Genomic DNA, 18,053 nt, shown 5'->3' with positions numbered 1-18,053 from the left:
CGCGGACGGTGCGCAGCACAATAGGGCTTGGATACGGGGGGAAGATGGCGGGGGAGGTAGATGTGCCTGGCATCCCACCAGCTCTCGCTCAGGGTGACGGATTTAAATCACATAAAACCCGTGGGTGCCGTCAAGGCGGAGCTGCTCGACGAGGCCATATTCCCAATCGAGATAGGCCTGCATCGCACGTTCGGCGACATCGGTGCCTTCATAGGGCCGGCGGTAGCGGTGCGCGGGATCGGGCTTCGGCAGCACAAGCGGCGGACTGACCTCGAGCGCGCCGTCATAGCCGCCCTCGCGCACATAGACGTCCCAGCCCATCTGCGCCAGCCAGGACGCTGTCATGTCGGCCCGAACGCCCTTGTCGTCGGTCAGCAGGATGCGTGCGCCGCGCACGGGCGCGGCCATGTCGGTTTCCTGGACGAGCTGGCCACCGGGATAATGGCGAAAACCGGCGAGGTGGCCGGCCGCATACTCTTCCGCGTCACGCACGTCGAAGCGATAGAGCGTGCGATCCGTCTGCGCGACAAGCGCAGCCATCTCGCTCGCACCGATATGGCGCACACCGGCGCGATAGGCGACGTCGCGGGCATTGGCCGGGCCACCGTCGAACGGTCCGATCGCACCGCGCCGGTCAGCACCGTGGTTGAGCGTGTGCCGTGCCAGCGTCCAGCCGATGGTGCCGTTGCGTAGCGCCCGCACCTTGTTGGGCACGCCGGCATTGATCAGCGACTGGGTGCCGATGATCGAGCGGGTGCGGCCGGCGCAATTCACGATGATGGTGGTCTCAGGATCCGGCGCGGCCTGCCCTGCCCGCAGCACCAGCTCCGCGCCGGGCACGCTGACCGAGCCCGGAATGTTCATGGTCGCATATTCGTCGAAGCGGCGGACATCGAGGATGGCGATGTTGGCCTTGTCCGCGATCAGTTTTGCCACCTCGTCGGCGCTGAACGACGGCGTGTGTCGCCGCGACTCGACCATCTCGCCAAAGGCCTTGGAGTAAGAGTTGACGTCCTCGAACATTTGATAGCCGGCATCGCGCCAGGCCTTCAGCCCGCCGTCGAGCGCGCGGACGTTGGTATAGCCTAGGGCGACGAGGCGCTCGGCCCCCACAGCGACGAGACCCTCGCCGTTATCATAGAGCACGATCGCCACGTCCTTGCGCGGCAGCCTCACCTCGGCCTCGATCGCGATCCGGTCCACAGCCATGTTGGCGGCAAACAGCGGATGGCCGGTGGCGAAGGCGGCCTCGTATCTGAGATCGAGCAGCGCGATCTCCTCGCCGAGCAGCAGCGCGCGGCGGATGTCGGCGGGGGTGACGGTCGGAAGCTTCATGGCACGAACCTTGACGTGGGCGAGCCATGGGCTTTTGAACGATTGCGGCCGCCTTGGCTAGCCACCCTGTCGTACGGTGGCCTAGCCTGCGGCGGCCACCTGCTTTTCGATGATGCTGGCAACCCGCACCGGGGTCTCCAGCATGGAATAATGGCCGGCATCCTCGATGGCCTCGAACGTCACGCTGGGATAGGCGAGCGTGAAAGCGTTGCGCAGGGGCTCGCCGCGATAGAACAGGATGTCCAGCGCACCGGTCACGACGTGCATCGGCGCGGTCAGCGCGTGCGTCCCGTCGGTAATGGCGGAGGTGGTGAACATCTTGAGATAGCCGCGCACCGCCTCCAATGTGCCGGCCGCGCGCGCGATGGCGAGCTTGCGATGCAGCCAGCCGGCACCATAGCGGCTGGAGGTGCGCGCGGTGATCGCGCGCCCGGCAGCCTCGTCCTCGTCGATGACGGCGTTGAGCGCCTTCAGCGCGGCCTCGTCGGCACGGAAGCCGGTGGGCGGCACGGGCGAAAACAGGGTGACGCTCTGAATCCGGCCGGGTGCCTGAAGCGCGATCTTCTGCGCCACCAGCCCGGACATCGAATGTCCGACCAGATGGAAGCGCGGGATCGCGAGCTCGTCGGCGGTGTGCAGCACATCCGCAACGGCCTCGTCGAGCGTATGGGCGCCGCTCATTCCGCGCGACCAGCCATAGCCGCGGAGATCCATGAACACGAAGCTGTGACGGGCGAGATCGAGATAGGGCAGCACCGGCTCCCAGTTCACGTGATCGCCGAGCCATTCATGCAGTACCACGCAAGCAATTGGGCCGTTGCCGACACGGCAATGGCCGAGCCGAGTGCCGGTTGCCAGTTGCGGCGCGGGCCAGGGAGATGGCGAATTGGTCGCGGCCGTGCCGGCACTTTGGGCAAACGCCGGCGTCGTGGCCATGGCGGCGGTGGCAGTCAGCCCGAGGCCCTTCAGAACATTGCGGCGTTGCATGTGTTTCCCCCCGCACCGTCGGTTGCGATCGGCGCGTCTGCCAGATAGCGCGAGTGCCCCGCACGGGAAAAATTGATTTCTGTAATGGCTTCATTGATAAATCTCATTCTGGCTGCCGTTCTGCTGAAACAGCATCCGACGGCGCCGTCCGGAGTTCCCACCATGCCGACGACCCTCGATATCGACACGCTCCGGTCCCTGCTCGCCATCGTCGAGCTGAAGAGCTTTTCGCGCGCCGCGGAACGAATAGGGCGGTCGCAATCAGCGATCAGTCTGCAGATCGCCAGGCTCGAAGCCATGGTCGGCCATCCCCTGCTGAAGCGTGCGCGCGGCCGTATGGTCGGCCCGACCGCGAAGGGAGCCGAGCTGGTCGCACATGCGCGCGACATCATCGCGCTCAACGAGCGCGCGGTTGCCGCAATGCGCCAGCCCCATCCGGGGGAGCGGATCAGGCTTGGCGTGCCCGCGGATTTCCTCGAGCGGGATTTCGCGTCGACCATCGGTGAAATCCGCGCGCGCTTTCCCGACGCGCGCCTGTCGCTACGCACCGACCTGTCGGCGCGGCTCGCCGAGGACGTCGGTCACGGCCGGCTCGATCTCGCCTTCTACAAGCGCGCACCGTCGAACGCGGCCAACGCCGCGATCGCATTCGAGCCGATGGCATGGTTCGGCAAGACAGCGGCGCAGGATCGATCCGACGCCGCGATTCCGCTGGTGGCGTTTGCCGACGGTTGCGCCTATCGCGACGAGGCGCTGCGCAGCCTGCGCCTCGGTGGACGGGAGTGGGCGATGGCCTGCGAGGCCGGCAGCCTTTCCGCGCTGGTCGGCGCCGTCAGGGCCGGTCTCGGCTATGCCGCTCTGCCGGTCAGGCTCGGGATGCGCAAGTCGCTGCGGCCGGCAGGCGATCTAGCGGACCTGCCGCAGCTCAATGCTGTCGAGCTCGCCCTCGACATTGCCGATGGCTGCGACCTGCCTTTCGCCCGCGCGATTGGCAGCATCATTGCCGAGCGTTGCGCGCTGGCGTGAGGGCCGCAGCTTGCGGCGCGACAGATACAGCAGCACGCCGGTCACCGCGAACAACGGCATCAGCGCCGCGGCGATCATGAAGACGAGCTTGCCGGGCCAGCCCAAAACCGCACCGCGGTGGATGTCGAGCAGGTTCGCGATCATCTTCTCGCCGAACGTCTTGTCGGCATAGCGTTCGGCGGAGGCCAGCTGACCAGTGACCGCATCGATGCGGAATTCGTCGCGCGTGGTATCGAGCGTGGAGTCCTTCGGCCACGACCGAATCCGGATCGCCGTGCCGGGGCCGGCCGGCAGCGTGAGCAAGGCCCTGGAGAAGTGGTCGCCCTCCTCGCGCCGGAACGTCGTCCATGCCCGATCGAATCCGATCGGCTGGGCCGGCTCGGTAGGGCCGGCCGCGCGCGGCGCCTTTGCGGACATCTTGGGCTGCATCTTCGCGGCAGTGACCTCCGGACGCGACAACAGCCTGACGACGCCGTCCTTGTACCAGTCGAACGAGTACCACAGGCCGGTCAGCGTCATCACCAGATAGACCGGGAGCACCCAGGTGCCGATGACGGCGTGCAGAGAGCGATGCAGCGCACGGCCACCGAGCCCGAGATTCGGCTTCAACCACATCTTCACGCTGCTGGCGCGGCGTGGCCAGCGCAGCACGACGCCTGAGATCAGCATGACGATCAGGCCGAGCGCGGCGACGCCGGTGATCTGGCGGCCCCAGCCCTTGGCATCGCCGGAGATCAGCAGCCAGCGATGCAGCCTGCGAACGGTCGCGAAGAACTCCTCGCCACGCGGCGAGCCCAGCACGTGCGCGTCGTAGGGATCGACATAGAGCGAGGTGCGCCGCGCGCCCTGCTCGTCGCGGCCGAAGCGGACGCGCACAGCCGCCGACGCATCGCTCGACAGCGTGACGGAAGCGACCTTGCCGAAATCCGGCACTGCCTCAAGCCGCGCGACCAGCTCGTCCGGCATCAGCGGCGGCGTCTGACGCGGTGCGACCTGCATGATGCCGGCGTTGAGCTGGTCGACGATCTCGTCCTCGAAGCTCATGGTCGCGCCGGTTAGCGCGATCAATGCGAGCAACAGCGCGAGCACCAGGCCGGCGATGGAATGGACCTGGAACAGGGCGGCCTTGACCTTGTGCCCGATCCTACTCATCAAAGCCCGCCTTCCGGATCAGTGCGACCGCGGCTTGCTGGTGCCGGCTGATCTCGTCGATCGGCAGCGCATCGGCCGTGTACGAGCCCAACCCGGAAACGATGGGCGCGCGCTCCGCCGCCGCCATGACGGGATATTCAAGCTCGGCTGTGGCAAAGAGCCGTTGCCCCGTAGGCGTGACCAGGAATTCGATCAGTTTTCGCGCGGCCTCCGGATGCGGCGCGTGCTTGGCGATCGCCGCACCGGTGAGGTTCACATGGGCGCCGCCGCCCTTGAATGCGGTCGGCACCGCCCTGACCTCCATCGCCCAGGCGCGCCAGTCGGCGCCTTCCCGTCCGTCGCGCAATTGCGCCAACGCCACGGTGTTGCCGATGCCGATCTCGCAAGTGCCTTGCGCGATCTCGCGGACGACGTCGTTGTCCTTGCCATCAGGCTTGTGAGCGAAATTGGCCTTCACGCCGGCGAGCCAGGTCTCGGTCGCGGCTTCACCGTGATGGGCGAGAAAGGCCGCAACCAGCGCCACATTGTTCTGATGCATCGGCGAACGTATGCATAGCTTGCCGCGCCATTTAGCAGCGGCAAGATCTTCATAGTCGATTGACGCGAGCGCATCGGCCTTGCGTGCGAACACGACGCGCGGGCGGACAGCGAGCGCGACCCACTGCGCCCCGTCACCGCGCAGGTTTGCCGGAACAGCCTGCTCGATGCGCGATGACGCGAAAGCCTGGGTCAGGCCGCGGCCGGCAAGCTGCGTGGTCTTGTCAAGCCCGATCGTCACCAGCACGTCGGCCGGCGACGCGCCGCCCTCCGACACCAGGCGCTTGACCAGGCTGTCCTCGACGAAGACGACATTCACCTTGATGCCGCTGGTTTCCGTGAAAGCTGCAACGGCAGGCGCGACCAGGGCAGCCTCCCTGGTCGAATAGAGCGTAATCTCCTCGGCGCGGCCCGCAGCCGCCGTGCAGGCAGACGCCAGCGCGACCAGGATCGCGATGGCTTTGTGCCGCACGGCCATCGCTAGAACTTCACCGTTGCCGACAGCGAGAAGCGTCGAGCATCGCCGATCGCGACGTTCAGAGCGTTCCCGGTGGTGGAAGTATAGTAGAGCTTGTCGAACAGGTTCTTGACGTTGAACTGATAGGTCACCGGCAGCTTGTCGACCTTGGTGTCGTAGGTCGCAAAGACGTCCGCGACGGTATAGGCCGGCATGAAGAAATTGTTCGCGGAATCGCCCGGCCGGTCACCGACATAATGCGCGCCGCCGCCGAGCCGCAGGCGTCCGGGAAGCGCGTCGCCGAAATCGTAGACGAGATAGAGCGAAGCCGTGTTCATCGCGGCGTTCAGCAGCTTGGCGTTGCCGACGGCCGGGTCGTTGATCAAGCGCGCGTCGGTATAGCCGTAACTGCCGATCAGGCTCCATTGGTCGGTGAGCTTGCCGGTCACGTCCAGCTCGACACCGCGCGACCGCGCGGCACCGGACGCGCGCGCCGCCGACTTGCCGCCGCCGATGTCATCCAGCACCAGCACGTTCTTCTTTTGGATGTCGTAGACTGCCAAAGTGCCCGACAACCGCTTGTTGACGTCGAACTTCAGACCAGTCTCCCACTGCGTTCCCTCCTCGGGCGCAATGGTGGAATCCACGACGAAGCCGGTAGTGAAGGCCGCGATGACCGAGGTCGGCTTCAGCGACTGCGTATAGCTCACATAATAGGACAGCTGATCGTTCAGCTTGACGATGATGCCGCCGAGCGGCAGCACCTTGTCGCCCGACAAATTGGTGTTGGTGACGAAGACAGGCCGGCCTTTTCCGGCGAGCTGCTCGTATTCCATCCAGCGCACGCCACCAACCATTGACAGCCAATTGGTCAGATGGAACGTGTCCTGGGCAAAGAAGCCGCGGGTGCCGAGCTTGTCGGTCTGCTCGCTGTCGGTCGCCGAGACGGTCGTGCCCGGCTGTGAGACCAGGCCGTAAACCGGGTTGTAGAAATTGAAGCTCGGCGTCGCCTGGCGAATCAGGTCGCGGCGATCGATGGTGCGATACAGCGCTTCGCCGCCGAACAGGATCTCGTTGCGGAAGCCACCGACCCAGACGTCACCTTGCAGATAGGAGGTGCCGTAGCTGGCGTTGCTCAGCGAGTTCTGGGTGCCGTCGTTGCTGCGGGTCTCGACGCCGGTCCCAGCATTGACGCCGGTGATGCGAAGCTGATTGGCGCTGTAGGTCTCGGTATTGTAGCTGTAGGCCGCCGTGACCTTCCAGTTGTCGTCGAGCTTCTGCTCGACCGAGGCCTGCACCAGGTCCGAGGTGCCCCACATGTTGTTGAAGGGCTCGTCGAGCCGACGCGTCTTCGGGATCGCCAGCGGCGCGCCGTTGACGAAGGCCGTGCCGCGGTCGAACGGATAGATGAATTCGCGATGCTCATAGGTGAGCTGGACCGTCGTGGTGTCGCCGTACCAGGCCAGCGACGGGTTCACCAGCATTTCCCTGTGGCGGCCGAAATTGCGCCAATAGTCCTCGCTGACGCCGTAACCAACGAAGCGATAGGCAAGACCGCCGTCGCCGATCGGACCGGTGATGTCGAGCGTGCCGTCGGCGCCGCTGCGGTTGTTGGCGAAGGTCGAGCCGAGCAGCGTGACCGAACCGTGCTGGTAGAGCTCCGGACGCTTGCTGATGGTGTTGACGATGCCGCCGGGGTCCATGATGCCGTAGAGCAGCGAGGCGGGTCCCTTCAGCACCTCGACGCTCTCGACCGCGGCGTTGAGGCTCCGGCCCTGAACCAGCGGCATGCCGTTGCGCATGATCGAGCCGTCGCGGTTGTCACCGAAGCCGCGACGGATCACCGCGTCCTGGGTACCGGCGAGAGTGTTGGTCTGGGTGATGCCGCTGATATTGACCAGCGCATCGTCGATGTTGCGCGGGAGCTGGTCCTTCAACACCTGTTCGGGCACGACGTTGACGGACTGCGAGGTGTCGAGCGGCGAGGCGCCACTGCGCAGCGTGGTCGAGCTCGGCATCGCACGGTAGCCGAGCTTGGCGGCTTGCTGTGCGGCGGCCGCAGCGGCTGCGCGCTCCGAGAGCGTCGGTGCGGCCGGTGCGGGATTGCGATTGCGCTGTCGCGCGGCGATTTGCGCGCGTCGCGGAGACTGCTCCGATGCGCGCGCCGGCTTCGGCCGCTGCACAGGAGCTTCGACCGCCACCGGCGGCAACGACGATTGCGCCTGCGCACGCGTCGTGTTGGAGAGGGATTCGGCGAGCAACACCACTGCACCGATGATAAGACCTGCACGGCTCTTGCCGGCACGATGACGACGGCCGCGGACACGCTGGCCATCCAGATGGGCACGCACTTTCATTCCACTTCAAGTCAAGAACGTTGAAGTGCGGGCCTGTAACAGCCGCTGTCCGCGAAGAGAACCGTAAGGGACGTTGAATCGCTCTAGTGTTGAATCGTTCTAAGTGCAGTCACGATCGGATGACGACGCATCGATCCGGATTGCGATGCTTTCGTGAGCAGACATCGCAGCGTCGTGATTGGAAGACACGCGAGTTGAGCACGCCTGCACATTGTAGATGCCGATCACCGTCATCAATGACGCGACATCTTCGGCGAGCGCGCGGCGACGCGACGTGATGTCGCACAATCATCCGGATCACGAGCGACCGCGCTCAACTTCTCCATGTCGTCATCGCGGCGGCAGCGCCCCCTGTTCACGACATTTTGTTCAGAACAACTGCGCAGATAATCTTTACAGTTTTACTTCATATATGCCAATCGATCCGGCATGACCAGTTCATCGGACCAACGCCCCTCCGCACGCGCCGGCGCGCTCGCTGAAGACCTTCGTTCGCTGGTTGGAAAGCTGAAGCGCCGATTGCGGGAACAGGCGGGTCAGGGCGACCTGGCTCCCTCACAGGTGTCGATTCTGCTGCGTCTGGAGAAGGATGGCCCTGCAACGGTATCGAGCCTGGCACGATCCGAGGGGATGCGTCCGCAATCGATGAGCACCGCAGTCGCCGCTCTTCAGGCCGCGGGACTGGTCACTGGCGCCGCCGATCCGGAGGATGGCCGTCAAACCATCCTGTCACTGACAAAGGCGTGCCGCGACCGGATCCGGGTCGGTCGCGCCGTCCGGCAGGATTGGCTGTCGCGCACCATTTCGACACGGCTTTCTTTACGGGAGCAGGACGAACTGGCGGCCGCCGTTTCTCTGCTCAAGCGGCTTGTCGACGATTGACGCGGCTCTGCCGCATCGGTCGTGCGGAACATGCGGCCGCCGGAAGGATACAATCATGGCTCTCACGACGCTCGACCCGATCACCGCCCTCATTGTGGTCGACCTGCAACGCGGCATCGTCGGCTCGACTCTTGTCCATGCCATAGGCGACGTCGTGAGCGATGTCGTGCAGCGCTCTTGCGCGCTGGCCGCTGCGTTTCGGCGGCATCGCCTGCCGGTCGTGCTGGTCAACGTCGATGGCGGAGCGCCGGGCCGCACCGAGCGGCCACGTTCCGGTGGTCCGTTCCCCGACGGATGGACCTCTCTCATTCCGGAGCTTGATCAGCAGCCCGGCGATATCGCCGTGACCAAGCGGACCTGGGGTGCATTCGCCAGCACCGATCTCGAAAGCCAGCTGCGATCGCGCTGCGTCACGCAGGTCGTCATCGCCGGCGTCGCGACCGGCACCGGTGTCGAGTCCACCGCGCGCCAGGCCTACGAGGCGGGCTTCAATGTCACCCTGGCCACCGACGCGATGACCGACCCGCGTCCCGAGGCTCACGATTACAGCCTCGCAAACGTCTTTCCGCGGCTCGGCGAGAGCGGCTCGACGCAGGCGATCATCGAACTGTTGGCAACACGGAGCGCGCAGGCATGAACTGGCTTCATCTCGTTTCCTATTTCTTTGGCGGCGCATTTCTGGCGAACGCCATTCCGCATCTCGTCAGCGGCCTGCGCGGAGAGCCGTTTCAGAGCCCGTTCGCACAACCGCGAGGAGAAGGGCTATCCTCGTCGACGGTCAACGTGCTCTGGGGCTTTTTCAACGTCATCGTCGGATATCTCCTCGTTTGTCGGGTCGGAGAGTTTACCCTGCTGGACACACGCGACGTCGCCGCGCTCGGACTCGGCGCCCTCGCGCTCAGCCTGTTTTGCGCGCGGCACTTCGGCCGGTTCCACGGCGGCAATACACCGACGGGTTCGTGAGCGTGGCGGCCGCGAGCACATTTCGTTCACTGCGGAACTACAACTACCGCGTCTGGGCGGCGGGCGCGCTGGTGTCCAATACCGGAACGTGGATGCAACGCGCCGCCCAGGACTGGCTCGTTCTCACCGAGCTCACACAGCACAATGCGTCGGCTGTGGGCGTGGTGATGGCGCTCCAGTTCGGACCACAGCTCCTGCTGATGCCGTGGACGGGCTTTGCGGCCGACCACTTCAACCAGCGACGGCTTCTGATCGCGACACAGGCGACGATGGGTGTGCTGGCGCTGGTCCTTGGCGTTCTCACCGTCACTGGGCTGGTGCAGCTCTGGCACGTCTATTTGCTCGCATTCCTATTCGGCTGTGCCGGAGCCTTCGACGCGCCGGTGCGCCAGACATTCGTCGCGGAGCTGGTCGGCGACGGCGACCTCTCCAACGCCATCGCGCTGAACTCGACCTCGTTCAACGCCGCGCGGATGGTCGGGCCTGCGATCGCAGGCATCGTCATCGCTTCGGTGGGTACCGGTTGGGCATTCCTGCTCAATGCAGCATCCTTTATGGCAGTCCTTGGCTCACTCTCCCTGCTGCGCAGCTCGGAGCTTCGCCCGAACCCGCGGGCCGTCCGGACCAAGGGCGGCATGACGGAGGGTTTTCACTACGTCTGGTCGCGCGCGGATCTCAGGGCGATCATGATCATGCTGTTCCTGATCGGCACGTTTGGACTGAACTTCCCGATCTTCATCTCGACCATGGCGGTCACCGTCTTCCACACCGATGCGCGCGGCTTTGGCCTTCTGTCGTCGATCATGGCGATCGGCACGATCTCGGGCGCGCTGCTGGCCGCAGGGCGCGCCCAGCCGCGGTTCATCTCGCTGCTGCTTGGGGCTGCAACTTTCGGGGCGGGCTGCACGCTGGCCGCGCTTGCACCCAGCTACTGGCTGTTCGCCGCCGCCCTTGTCGTGATCGGCGTTGCCGCGCTGACGGTCACCAATACCTCAAACGCCATGATGCAGCTCTCGACCGAGCCGAGGATGAGGGGACGCGTCATGGCGTTGCGCCTTGGCGTCGCGCTCGGCGGCACGCCCATCGGCGCACCAATCGTCGGATGGGTGGCGGACAATCTTGGCCCGCGCTGGGCACTCGGCGTCGGTGCGATCGCTGGCTTTGCGGCCGCGCTCGTCGCGGCGCGCGCCATGTCGGCGCGCGCCGTGGACGGTTAGAGCGCGCTCACGCGATGGCAGGGCTGGTCAGCTCGTCCAGCTTCGCCTTGAGCGCAGCGCCGTCAGACAATGCCCGCAGCGGCGGCCGCACGCGCAGCCAGCTTGCATCGCCCGTTTGCGCCGCGAGAATGGCCTTCAGCGTCGCGAGGAAAGAGGGTGACTTCACCACGATATCGACCGCGGCCTGCATGCGTGCTTCGACGTCCTTGCCGTCGACCATGCCCTTGACCAGTTCCGGCGCGATATTGGCCATGCCGCAGATCGTGCCGGCGCCACCAGCGGCAATCGCACGCGTGATGTCGGTTTCATTGCCGACGGTGATGGCGAGCTCGGGCGCCGCGGCGCGGAACGCCTGGAACTGCTTGAAGTCGCCGCTGGAGTCCTTCAGGCCCGCGACCACCTTGCCGTAACGCTTGCGCAGGTTGGCAGCGACGCTGGTCGGGATCGCGACGCCCGAGACCTGCGGGATGTGATAGAGATAGGCACGCAGGCGATCGTCGGCGACGCCGTCGATGATCGCGGCGAACGCGTCCTCGATGCCCTCAGGCGTGACGTTGCGGTCGAAGTAGGGCGGCAACAGCAGCACGTGGCGCAGGCCGAGGCCGAGCACGGCACGCGTCAGCGCGATGCTGTCGGTGATGGCTGGAAAGCCGCCGCCGATGCCGATGCGTTCCGGTGCAATACCAGCCTTGAGCACGGCCTCGATGGTCGCGACGCGCTCGGCGACGTTGAACGAGGTGCCCTCGCCGGTGGTGCCGAACAGCACGACACCGTCGACACCTTTGCTGAAGAGCTGCTTGGCGTGCGCGGCGAGTTTTGCGGAGTCCACACTGCCGTCCGTCGCCAGCGGCGTTGCCGACGCCACCCAGAACCCGCGAATTGCCTCCGTCATCACACCGCCCTTTGCTGCGACCTCGGACTAAGCCACTGATCTTCAACGATCTTGAGGGCCGTCCGCGTCGTTGTTTTTGCTTTACTTTTCATCTTGTACCTTACATACAACACGGACGCAAATCCTTTCCACCGTCACGGCGCGCATGAGGCGCAGCCGAATACAGAGGAGGTCTCGCATGAACATGGTGACCCCCATTGAGCGTCCCGACCAATTGCTCGGCGCCCTGCGCGACAAGCTTGGAGCTGCTGCCGTGCTTGTTGGCAGCGAGGTGCCCGCGCGCAATTGCAATGACTGGAGCGCGAGCCTGCCGCAGACGCCGCGCGCGGTGATCCGTCCGCTCGATGCGCAAGGTGTTGCCGATGCGATTCTGACCTGCCGGCAGGCGCATCTGCCCTTTGTGCCGCAGGGCGGATTGACCGGGCTGTGCCGCGGCGCCTCGCCCGAAGCTGACTGGGTCGCGATCTCGCTGGAGCGCATGACCGGCATCGAGGAGATCGATCGCGCCTCGATGACGATGACGGTGAAAGCAGGCACGCCGCTGGAGACGATTCAGAAAGCCGCGGACGAGGCCGGCTTCTTCTTTCCGCTCGACCTCGGCTCGCGCGGCTCCTGCGCGATCGGCGGCAATCTCTCCACCAATGCCGGCGGCAACCGCGTGATTCGATACGGCATGACGCGCGAGCTGGTGCTCGGCCTCGAAGTGGTGCTGCCCGACGGCACCATCATCACCAGCCTCAACAAGCTGATGAAGAACAATGCCGGTTACGATCTGAAGCATCTCTTCATCGGCTCGGAAGGCACGCTCGGCATCATCACCCGCGTCGTGCTCAAACTGTTTCCGAAGCCGCGCTCGACCATGGCGGCGCTCTGCGCGCTGAAGGATTATGCCGCGGTGATCGCGCTGCTGGATGCCGCGCGCAGCGGACTAGGCCCGCTGCTGTCGGCCTTCGAGGTGATGTGGCCGGACTATTGGGACGTGATCACGAATCGCGCCGGCGTGAAGCCGCCGGTCGCCGCAGGCCACGGCCTCTACGTGCTGGTGGAAGCGCAAGGCACCGACGAGAGTATCGACGCGCCGCGCTTCCAGGCCTGGCTCGAAGAGCTGATGGAGCGCGGAATGCTCGCGGATGCCGCCGTGGCGCAATCGCTGGCGCAGACGCAGGCCTTCTGGCGCGTGCGCGACATCTGCGCCGAGTTCGGCCAGGTGCTGGGCCCGCATATCTCCTACGACATCGGTCTTGCGGTCGCGCGCATGGACGAGTTCGCCACGCGCTGCAAGGCGGCCTTGGCTTCCGGCATCAAGGGATGCGAGAGCGTCTATTACGGCCATATCGGCGACGGCAATCTGCATCTGGTCTCCTGGGTCACCGGTCTTTCCGTCGAGCAGCAGCCGAAGGAGGAGATGGACGCGATCATCTATGGCCTCGTGCGCGAGATGGGCGGCAGCGTCTCCGCCGAGCACGGCATCGGCACCTTGAAGAAGAAGTGGCTGGGCCATGCGAGGGGCGAGGCCGAGATCGCGCTGATGCGGACGCTGAAGGCAGCGCTCGATCCCGACCATCTGCTCAATCCCGGCAAGGTGATCTGAGAGAGCAGATGCGCTCGCTGAAGCTCGATACGCCGAAATCGCTGTCGCAGCGGGTGATGCAGCGGCTGCGCCAGGCCATCATCGACGGCGAGTTCGCGCTGGGAGCAGCGATCTCCGAGGAGATGGTGGCGAATTCCTTCGGCGTCAGCCGCACCCCGGTGCGCGAGGCGATGGGCCAGTTGCAGGCGCAAGGCCTCGTGGTGATCCGGCCGCAGGTCGGCAGTTTTGTCTTTACGCCGAGCGCGGACGACATCACTGCGCTCTGCACCTTCCGGATCGCGCTCGAACCCAAAGCCGCCGAGCTTGCCTTTCGCCATGATCGCGATGGCGCGCTCGCGACAATGAGCGAGGCGATCGCCGCGATGGAGCCGGCGGTCGAGGCGCGAGACAACATCGCTTATGGCCGCGCCGATGCTGCCTTCCACGAGGGACTATTCGCGCACTGCGGCAACCGCTATCTCGTCGAATCCTACCAGCTCGTCTCGGGCCGTGTCGCAGCACTTCGCACCAATCTGACCTCGCCGATCGACGTGCGCACCCGTTCGTCCTTCGACGAGCACCGCAAGCTGCTAGATTTGTTTTCGCGCGGCGAATTCGCGGCCTTCGAAGCAGCGATGACGACGCACATCACCAATTCCAGTGTGGTCTACGCCAAAGCGCTGAAGGTGGATTGAGCGGGTCTACCGCCCGTCCTTCGATCCCGGCCGGTCCAGAAAATCCAGCGCGGTGTTGATCTGCTCAAGCTGGCGCTCGATCCTGTCGCGATCTTCGACGGCTTGCGCCTTCTCGAGTTCCTCGACGAGCTTCTGCTTCCGTGCGAGCAAGTTCTCTATGACCGTACTCACGAGTCCCCCATCGCTCCGAAGCGAAGTGTCGAAGCAAAATCCGGTTACGGCACTGGCGCCGGGATGGTCAGGACGCGCGCAAGCGAGGCTCGCAACGGTCCTTTGATCAGAATGTTCGCGAGCGCGGTTGGTTCCTGCAAATGAACTGGATCTGATGGAACCAGTTGCAGCGAAAATGCTGCGCGATGACCTCCGTTAGAAATTTCCCTGCCCATGGAGCAATCGGATATCCGATGCCGGCCGCGGCGAGAATTCGGAAGACGGATCGCTGAAATGCATATGCGGCACGCGCACCGTTCCGGGCGGCGAGGCGATGCTCGCGAGCAACACCGGCACGACAGGCGTGCGGGTGACCGAAACCGAGAACACCGCCAGCAACGCGCAGACCATGCAGAGTCGCATCTGCACCGTCCTGCGATCGGTGATCGGCAGAAACAGGAAGAACAACATCGCCAGGATCAGCAGCGCATCGATCAGAAAAAACATGGATATCTCCCTTGATACTGTCGGGAGGATGACGCGGCGCAGCTCAGCGGTATGTGGACGGCGTCACACAGCCGACGGCGCTGGCCTCGCGACGAGGCCGTGATACGGTCTTGCAAAACAGGCACCGTTCATTCGGACGGATCAGGGAGACGCGCCATGCACAAGGTCTGGATCGAGGCGGCGTTGAACGGGCCGTGGAGCCGCGCGCTTCAGCCCGGCATCCCTGATACGATCGACGCGATCATCGCCGAGGGCATCGCCTGCGCGGAGGCCGGCGCGGCAATCATTCACACCCACGCTTATGACGGCGGCGGGCCGCAGACTTTTGACTGGCAGGTCTATGCCCGCATCATCGAAGGCATTCGCGCCAAGGTCGACGTGCCCGTCTATCCCTCCATCCCCGGCCTCGATGCGCGCGGCAATGTCGCCGACCCCAGGGCGCGCTTCGCCCATATCGAGCGGCTTGCTGAACGTGGCCTGCTTGAATTCGCGGTGGTCGATCCCGGCAGCGTCAATTTTACGCTGACCGCGACCAATGCAGAGGCGAAGCCGGCGGAGACCTATCTCAATCCGGAGACCCACATTCGCCACGGGCTCAGCGTTGCCGCGCGCCACGGCATCCACCCGGCTTTCGCGATCTACGAGCCCGGCTTCATCCGCGCCGGCGCGGCGCTGGCCCGCGCGAGCGGCGTGAAGATGCCGGTCTACCGCTTCATGTTCTCGCAGCAGTTTGCGTTCTGCTTTCCGCCAAAGCCTTATGGCCTTGCGGCGCTCGTCACCCTCGCGGAGGAGGAAGCCGCCGGCGCCCCCTGGATGGTCTCCGGCCTCGGCGTCGATGTCACGCCGCTGATCGCCGAGACCGTGGCCCGCGGCGGCCATGTCCGCGTCGGGCTCGAGGATGCACTGCTGGGCTCGACCGCGACCAATCTCCGCCTGGTCGAGGACGCCGTGCGGTTGGTGCGCGAGCATGGCGGCGAGCCGGCCACGACTGCCGAGGTCCGGCGGGCGCTGGCGAAGGGTTAACGCGCACGCGCGCCCAGCGGAACCGTCATCTTTCACGCGTCCGTCGGTTGTATTCGCAGGCCCAGAGCCCTATGCGTAGGCGCCATGGACATCCAAATCATCACCGCCGAAAAGCCCCTGATGGCGCAGGCCCGGCCGCGCAAGCCGGCGCCGTTCCTCCCCATGAGCCGCGCCGAGATGGACACGCTTGGCTGGGACGCCTGCGACATCGTGCTGGTGACGGGCGATGCCTATGTCGACCATCCGAGTTTTGGCATGGCGATCATCGGCCGGCTGCTGGAGGCGCAGGGCTTTCGGGTCGGCATCATCTCGCAGCCGGACTGGCATTCGGCCGAGCCGTTCAAGGTGCTGGGCAAGCCAAAGGTGTTCTTCGGCGTCACCGGCGGCAACATGGATTCCATGGTGAACCGCTACACGGCGGACCGTCGCATTCGCAGCGACGACGCCTATACGGCGGGCGGCGAAGGCGGCAAGCGGCCGGACCGCTGCACCGTCGTCTACGCCCAGCGCTGCCGCGAGGCGTTCAAGGACGTGCCGATCGTGCTCGGCGGCATCGAGGCCTCGCTGCGCCGGATCGCGCATTACGATTACTGGTCCGACAAGGTGCGCCGCTCGATGCTGGCCGACGCCAAGGCCGACCTCTTGCTTTACGGCAATGCCGAGCGCGCCGTCGTCGAAGTCGCGCAGCGGCTCGCCGCCGGCGAAGCGCCGCGCGCGCTCGACGACATCCGCGGCGTCGCGCTGTTCCGCCGCGTGCCCGAAGACTATTCGGAGCTGCACGCCGACGATCTCGATTCCGCCGACGAGGGCGCATCGCGGACGAAAGGCTTAACCGTGATCCGGCTGCCGGCACTGGAACAGGTCGAGCAGGACAAGGAAGCCTATGCCCGCGCCTCGCGCGTGCTGCACCGGGAAAGCAATCCCGGCAATGCACGCCCACTGGTGCAGCGTCACGGCGATCGCGATCTCTGGCTCAACCCGCCGCCGATCCCGCTCACCAGCGACGAGATGGACGCGGTCTACGACCTGCCCTATGCGCGCGCGCCGCATCCGTCCTACGGCGAAGCAAAAATTCCTGCCTGGGACATGATCAAATTCTCCGTGACGATCATGCGCGGCTGTTTTGGCGGCTGCACCTTTTGCTCGATCACCGAGCATGAGGGCCGCATCATCCAGAACCGCTCCGAGGGCTCGATCCTGCGCGAGATCGAACTGATCCGCGACAAGACGCCGGGCTTCACCGGCGTCATCTCCGACATCGGCGGCCCCACCGCCAACATGTACCGGATGGCGTGCAAGGACCCGAAGGTCGAGGCCGCGTGCCGGCGGCCGTCCTGCGTCTTCCCGGAGATCTGCCCAAACCTCAACACCTCGCATGACGATCTGATCCGGCTCTATCGCAAGGTGCGCGAGACCAAGGGCATCAAGAAGGTGATGGTGGCGTCCGGCGTGCGCTACGACCTCGCGGTCGAGAGCCCCGAATACATCAAGGAGCTCGTCACACATCACGTCGGCGGCTATCTGAAGATCGCGCCCGAACATACGGAGCGCGGGCCGCTCGACAAGATGATGAAGCCGGGCATCGGCGCCTACGACAAGTTCAAGCGGATGTTCGATGCCGCGGCCGAGCAGGCCGGCAAGAAATATTACCTGATCCCCTATTTCATCGCGGCGCATCCGGGCACGACCGACGAGGACATGATGAACCTCGCGCTCTGGCTCAAGAAGAACCGCTATCGCGCCGATCAAGTACAGACCTTCCTGCCCTCGCCGATGGCGACCGCGACGGCGATGTACCACACCGGCGTCAACCCCTTACGCGGCGTGCGCCGCGGCGGCAGCGACAAGGTCGAAGCGATCAAGGGCCTGCGCCAGCGCCGCCTGCACAAGGCGTTCCTGCGCTATCACGACCCCGACAATTGGCCGGTGCTGCGTGAGGCGCTGAAAGCGATGGGCCGCGCCGATCTGATCGGCTCCCGCCCCGAGCAACTCGTGCCCGCGCATCAGCCCCCCGGCACCGGCAAGGCCGCCGGCACACGGCGGCCCGTGCGTCCCGGAGACAAGACCCAGCGATTCACGACCAAGAATCTGCGGGTGATGAAGTAGCGGCGGAAGCCGTGCGCTTTCGACCCTCAAAACAAAAATCTCGAAAACAACCCCATGCACAGTAGCCGGGGATAACGAAATCAACGCCTTAGACAGCAATGAGATTTGACTAGCTCTTCATCGCGCCCGAGCCTGTTGTTCGAGTACAGAATTTCTGAAAAACCGCAACAAACTTGACCCGTCGGGCAAAACAGGCG

At 65.2% G+C, this 18,053-nt stretch carries 17 protein-coding genes; 9 read left to right on the top strand and 8 right to left on the bottom strand.

Going from position 1 to position 18,053, the window contains the following annotated elements; translation table 11 throughout:
• Positions 1 to 102: 102 nt before the first annotated feature.
• On the bottom strand, positions 103 to 1,335 hold the full coding sequence (locus tag BMW89_RS35955; protein WP_092035069.1) for a rhodanese-like domain-containing protein: 1,233 nt from the start codon (positions 1,333 to 1,335) through the stop codon (positions 103 to 105).
• 81 nt (positions 1,336 to 1,416) lie between these two features.
• Positions 1,417 to 2,322, bottom strand: coding sequence for an alpha/beta fold hydrolase (locus tag BMW89_RS35950; RefSeq protein WP_092035068.1), 906 nt, complete (start codon positions 2,320 to 2,322; stop codon positions 1,417 to 1,419).
• Between the two features lie 162 nt (positions 2,323 to 2,484).
• On the opposite strand from BMW89_RS35950, the gene BMW89_RS35945 reads away from it, so the two are divergent.
• A complete protein-coding gene (locus tag BMW89_RS35945) occupies positions 2,485 to 3,348 on the top strand; it encodes a LysR family transcriptional regulator (RefSeq protein ID WP_177196559.1) in 864 nt (287 codons plus the stop codon).
• On the opposite strand, the gene BMW89_RS35940 is transcribed toward BMW89_RS35945, so the two are convergent.
• From BMW89_RS35940 to BMW89_RS35930, 3 genes are read right to left on the bottom strand one after another with little or no spacing between them, the layout of a single operon-like run.
• Positions 3,229 to 4,500, bottom strand: a complete 1,272-nt coding sequence (locus tag BMW89_RS35940) for a PepSY-associated TM helix domain-containing protein (protein WP_177196558.1) — start codon at positions 4,498 to 4,500, stop codon at positions 3,229 to 3,231. The two genes, BMW89_RS35945 and BMW89_RS35940, sit on opposite strands and share 120 nt — an antisense overlap.
• Positions 4,493 to 5,515 (bottom strand): extracellular solute-binding protein, encoded by a 1,023-nt coding sequence (locus BMW89_RS35935; protein WP_092035065.1) that lies wholly within the window; start codon positions 5,513 to 5,515, stop codon positions 4,493 to 4,495. The genes BMW89_RS35940 and BMW89_RS35935 overlap by 8 nt, the downstream gene beginning before the upstream one ends.
• A gap of 2 nt (positions 5,516 to 5,517) precedes the next feature.
• Complete coding sequence (locus BMW89_RS35930) at positions 5,518 to 7,851, bottom strand: TonB-dependent siderophore receptor (protein WP_092035064.1); 2,334 nt, start codon at positions 7,849 to 7,851, stop codon at positions 5,518 to 5,520.
• Positions 7,852 to 8,280: 429 nt separating this feature from the next.
• On the opposite strand from BMW89_RS35930, the gene BMW89_RS35925 reads away from it, so the two are divergent.
• From BMW89_RS35925 to BMW89_RS35910, 4 genes are read left to right on the top strand one after another with little or no spacing between them, the layout of a single operon-like run.
• Positions 8,281 to 8,733, top strand: a complete 453-nt coding sequence (locus BMW89_RS35925) for a MarR family winged helix-turn-helix transcriptional regulator (protein WP_092035063.1) — start codon at positions 8,281 to 8,283, stop codon at positions 8,731 to 8,733.
• A 55-nt stretch (positions 8,734 to 8,788) separates the two neighbouring features.
• On the top strand, positions 8,789 to 9,370 hold the full coding sequence (locus BMW89_RS35920) for an isochorismatase family protein (RefSeq protein ID WP_092035062.1): 582 nt from the start codon (positions 8,789 to 8,791) through the stop codon (positions 9,368 to 9,370).
• Positions 9,367 to 9,696, top strand: a complete 330-nt coding sequence (locus BMW89_RS35915) for a hypothetical protein (RefSeq protein WP_092035061.1) — start codon at positions 9,367 to 9,369, stop codon at positions 9,694 to 9,696. Before BMW89_RS35920 ends, BMW89_RS35915 begins: the two co-directional genes overlap by 4 nt.
• On the top strand, positions 9,693 to 10,913 hold the full coding sequence (locus BMW89_RS35910) for an MFS transporter (RefSeq protein ID WP_092035060.1): 1,221 nt from the start codon (positions 9,693 to 9,695) through the stop codon (positions 10,911 to 10,913). The genes BMW89_RS35915 and BMW89_RS35910 overlap by 4 nt, the downstream gene beginning before the upstream one ends.
• Before the next feature lie 7 nt (positions 10,914 to 10,920).
• Here the strand turns inward: BMW89_RS35910 and BMW89_RS35905 are convergent, their stop codons facing one another.
• The gene (locus BMW89_RS35905; RefSeq protein WP_177196557.1) at positions 10,921 to 11,805 is read right to left on the bottom strand and encodes a dihydrodipicolinate synthase family protein; all 885 of its coding nucleotides are present in this window, start codon (positions 11,803 to 11,805) and stop codon (positions 10,921 to 10,923) included.
• Positions 11,806 to 11,983: 178 nt separating this feature from the next.
• On the opposite strand from BMW89_RS35905, the gene BMW89_RS35900 reads away from it, so the two are divergent.
• Positions 11,984 to 13,396 carry an FAD-binding oxidoreductase gene (locus BMW89_RS35900; protein ID WP_092035058.1) on the top strand — a complete coding sequence of 471 codons (1,413 nt, stop codon included), beginning with the start codon at positions 11,984 to 11,986 and terminating at the stop codon, positions 13,394 to 13,396.
• 8 nt (positions 13,397 to 13,404) lie between these two features.
• Entirely contained in the window at positions 13,405 to 14,070 is a 666-nt protein-coding gene (locus BMW89_RS35895) for a GntR family transcriptional regulator (protein WP_092035057.1), read from the top strand.
• A gap of 6 nt (positions 14,071 to 14,076) precedes the next feature.
• Here BMW89_RS35895 and BMW89_RS38250 read toward each other — a convergent pair whose 3' ends face one another.
• The gene (locus BMW89_RS38250) at positions 14,077 to 14,241 is read right to left on the bottom strand and encodes a hypothetical protein (protein ID WP_177196556.1); all 165 of its coding nucleotides are present in this window, start codon (positions 14,239 to 14,241) and stop codon (positions 14,077 to 14,079) included.
• A gap of 195 nt (positions 14,242 to 14,436) precedes the next feature.
• Positions 14,437 to 14,727, bottom strand: a complete 291-nt coding sequence (locus tag BMW89_RS35890; protein WP_092035056.1) for a hypothetical protein — start codon at positions 14,725 to 14,727, stop codon at positions 14,437 to 14,439.
• A 156-nt stretch (positions 14,728 to 14,883) separates the two neighbouring features.
• Here BMW89_RS35890 and BMW89_RS35885 point away from each other — a divergent pair, with 156 nt between their 5' ends.
• Both BMW89_RS35885 and BMW89_RS35880 read left to right on the top strand, forming a co-directional pair.
• A complete protein-coding gene (locus tag BMW89_RS35885) occupies positions 14,884 to 15,750 on the top strand; it encodes a beta-keto acid cleavage family enzyme (RefSeq protein WP_092035055.1) in 867 nt (288 codons plus the stop codon).
• A gap of 84 nt (positions 15,751 to 15,834) precedes the next feature.
• A complete protein-coding gene (locus tag BMW89_RS35880; protein ID WP_092035054.1) occupies positions 15,835 to 17,856 on the top strand; it encodes a YgiQ family radical SAM protein in 2,022 nt (673 codons plus the stop codon).
• Positions 17,857 to 18,053: the final 197 nt, after the last annotated feature.

The sequence above is a fragment of the Bradyrhizobium sp. OK095 genome, assembly GCF_900109945.1.
In the GTDB taxonomy this organism is placed as follows: Bacteria; Pseudomonadota; Alphaproteobacteria; order Rhizobiales; family Xanthobacteraceae; genus Bradyrhizobium.
Note: the sequence above shows the minus strand (reverse complement) of the source record. Positions and strands in the feature narration are given on the sequence as shown.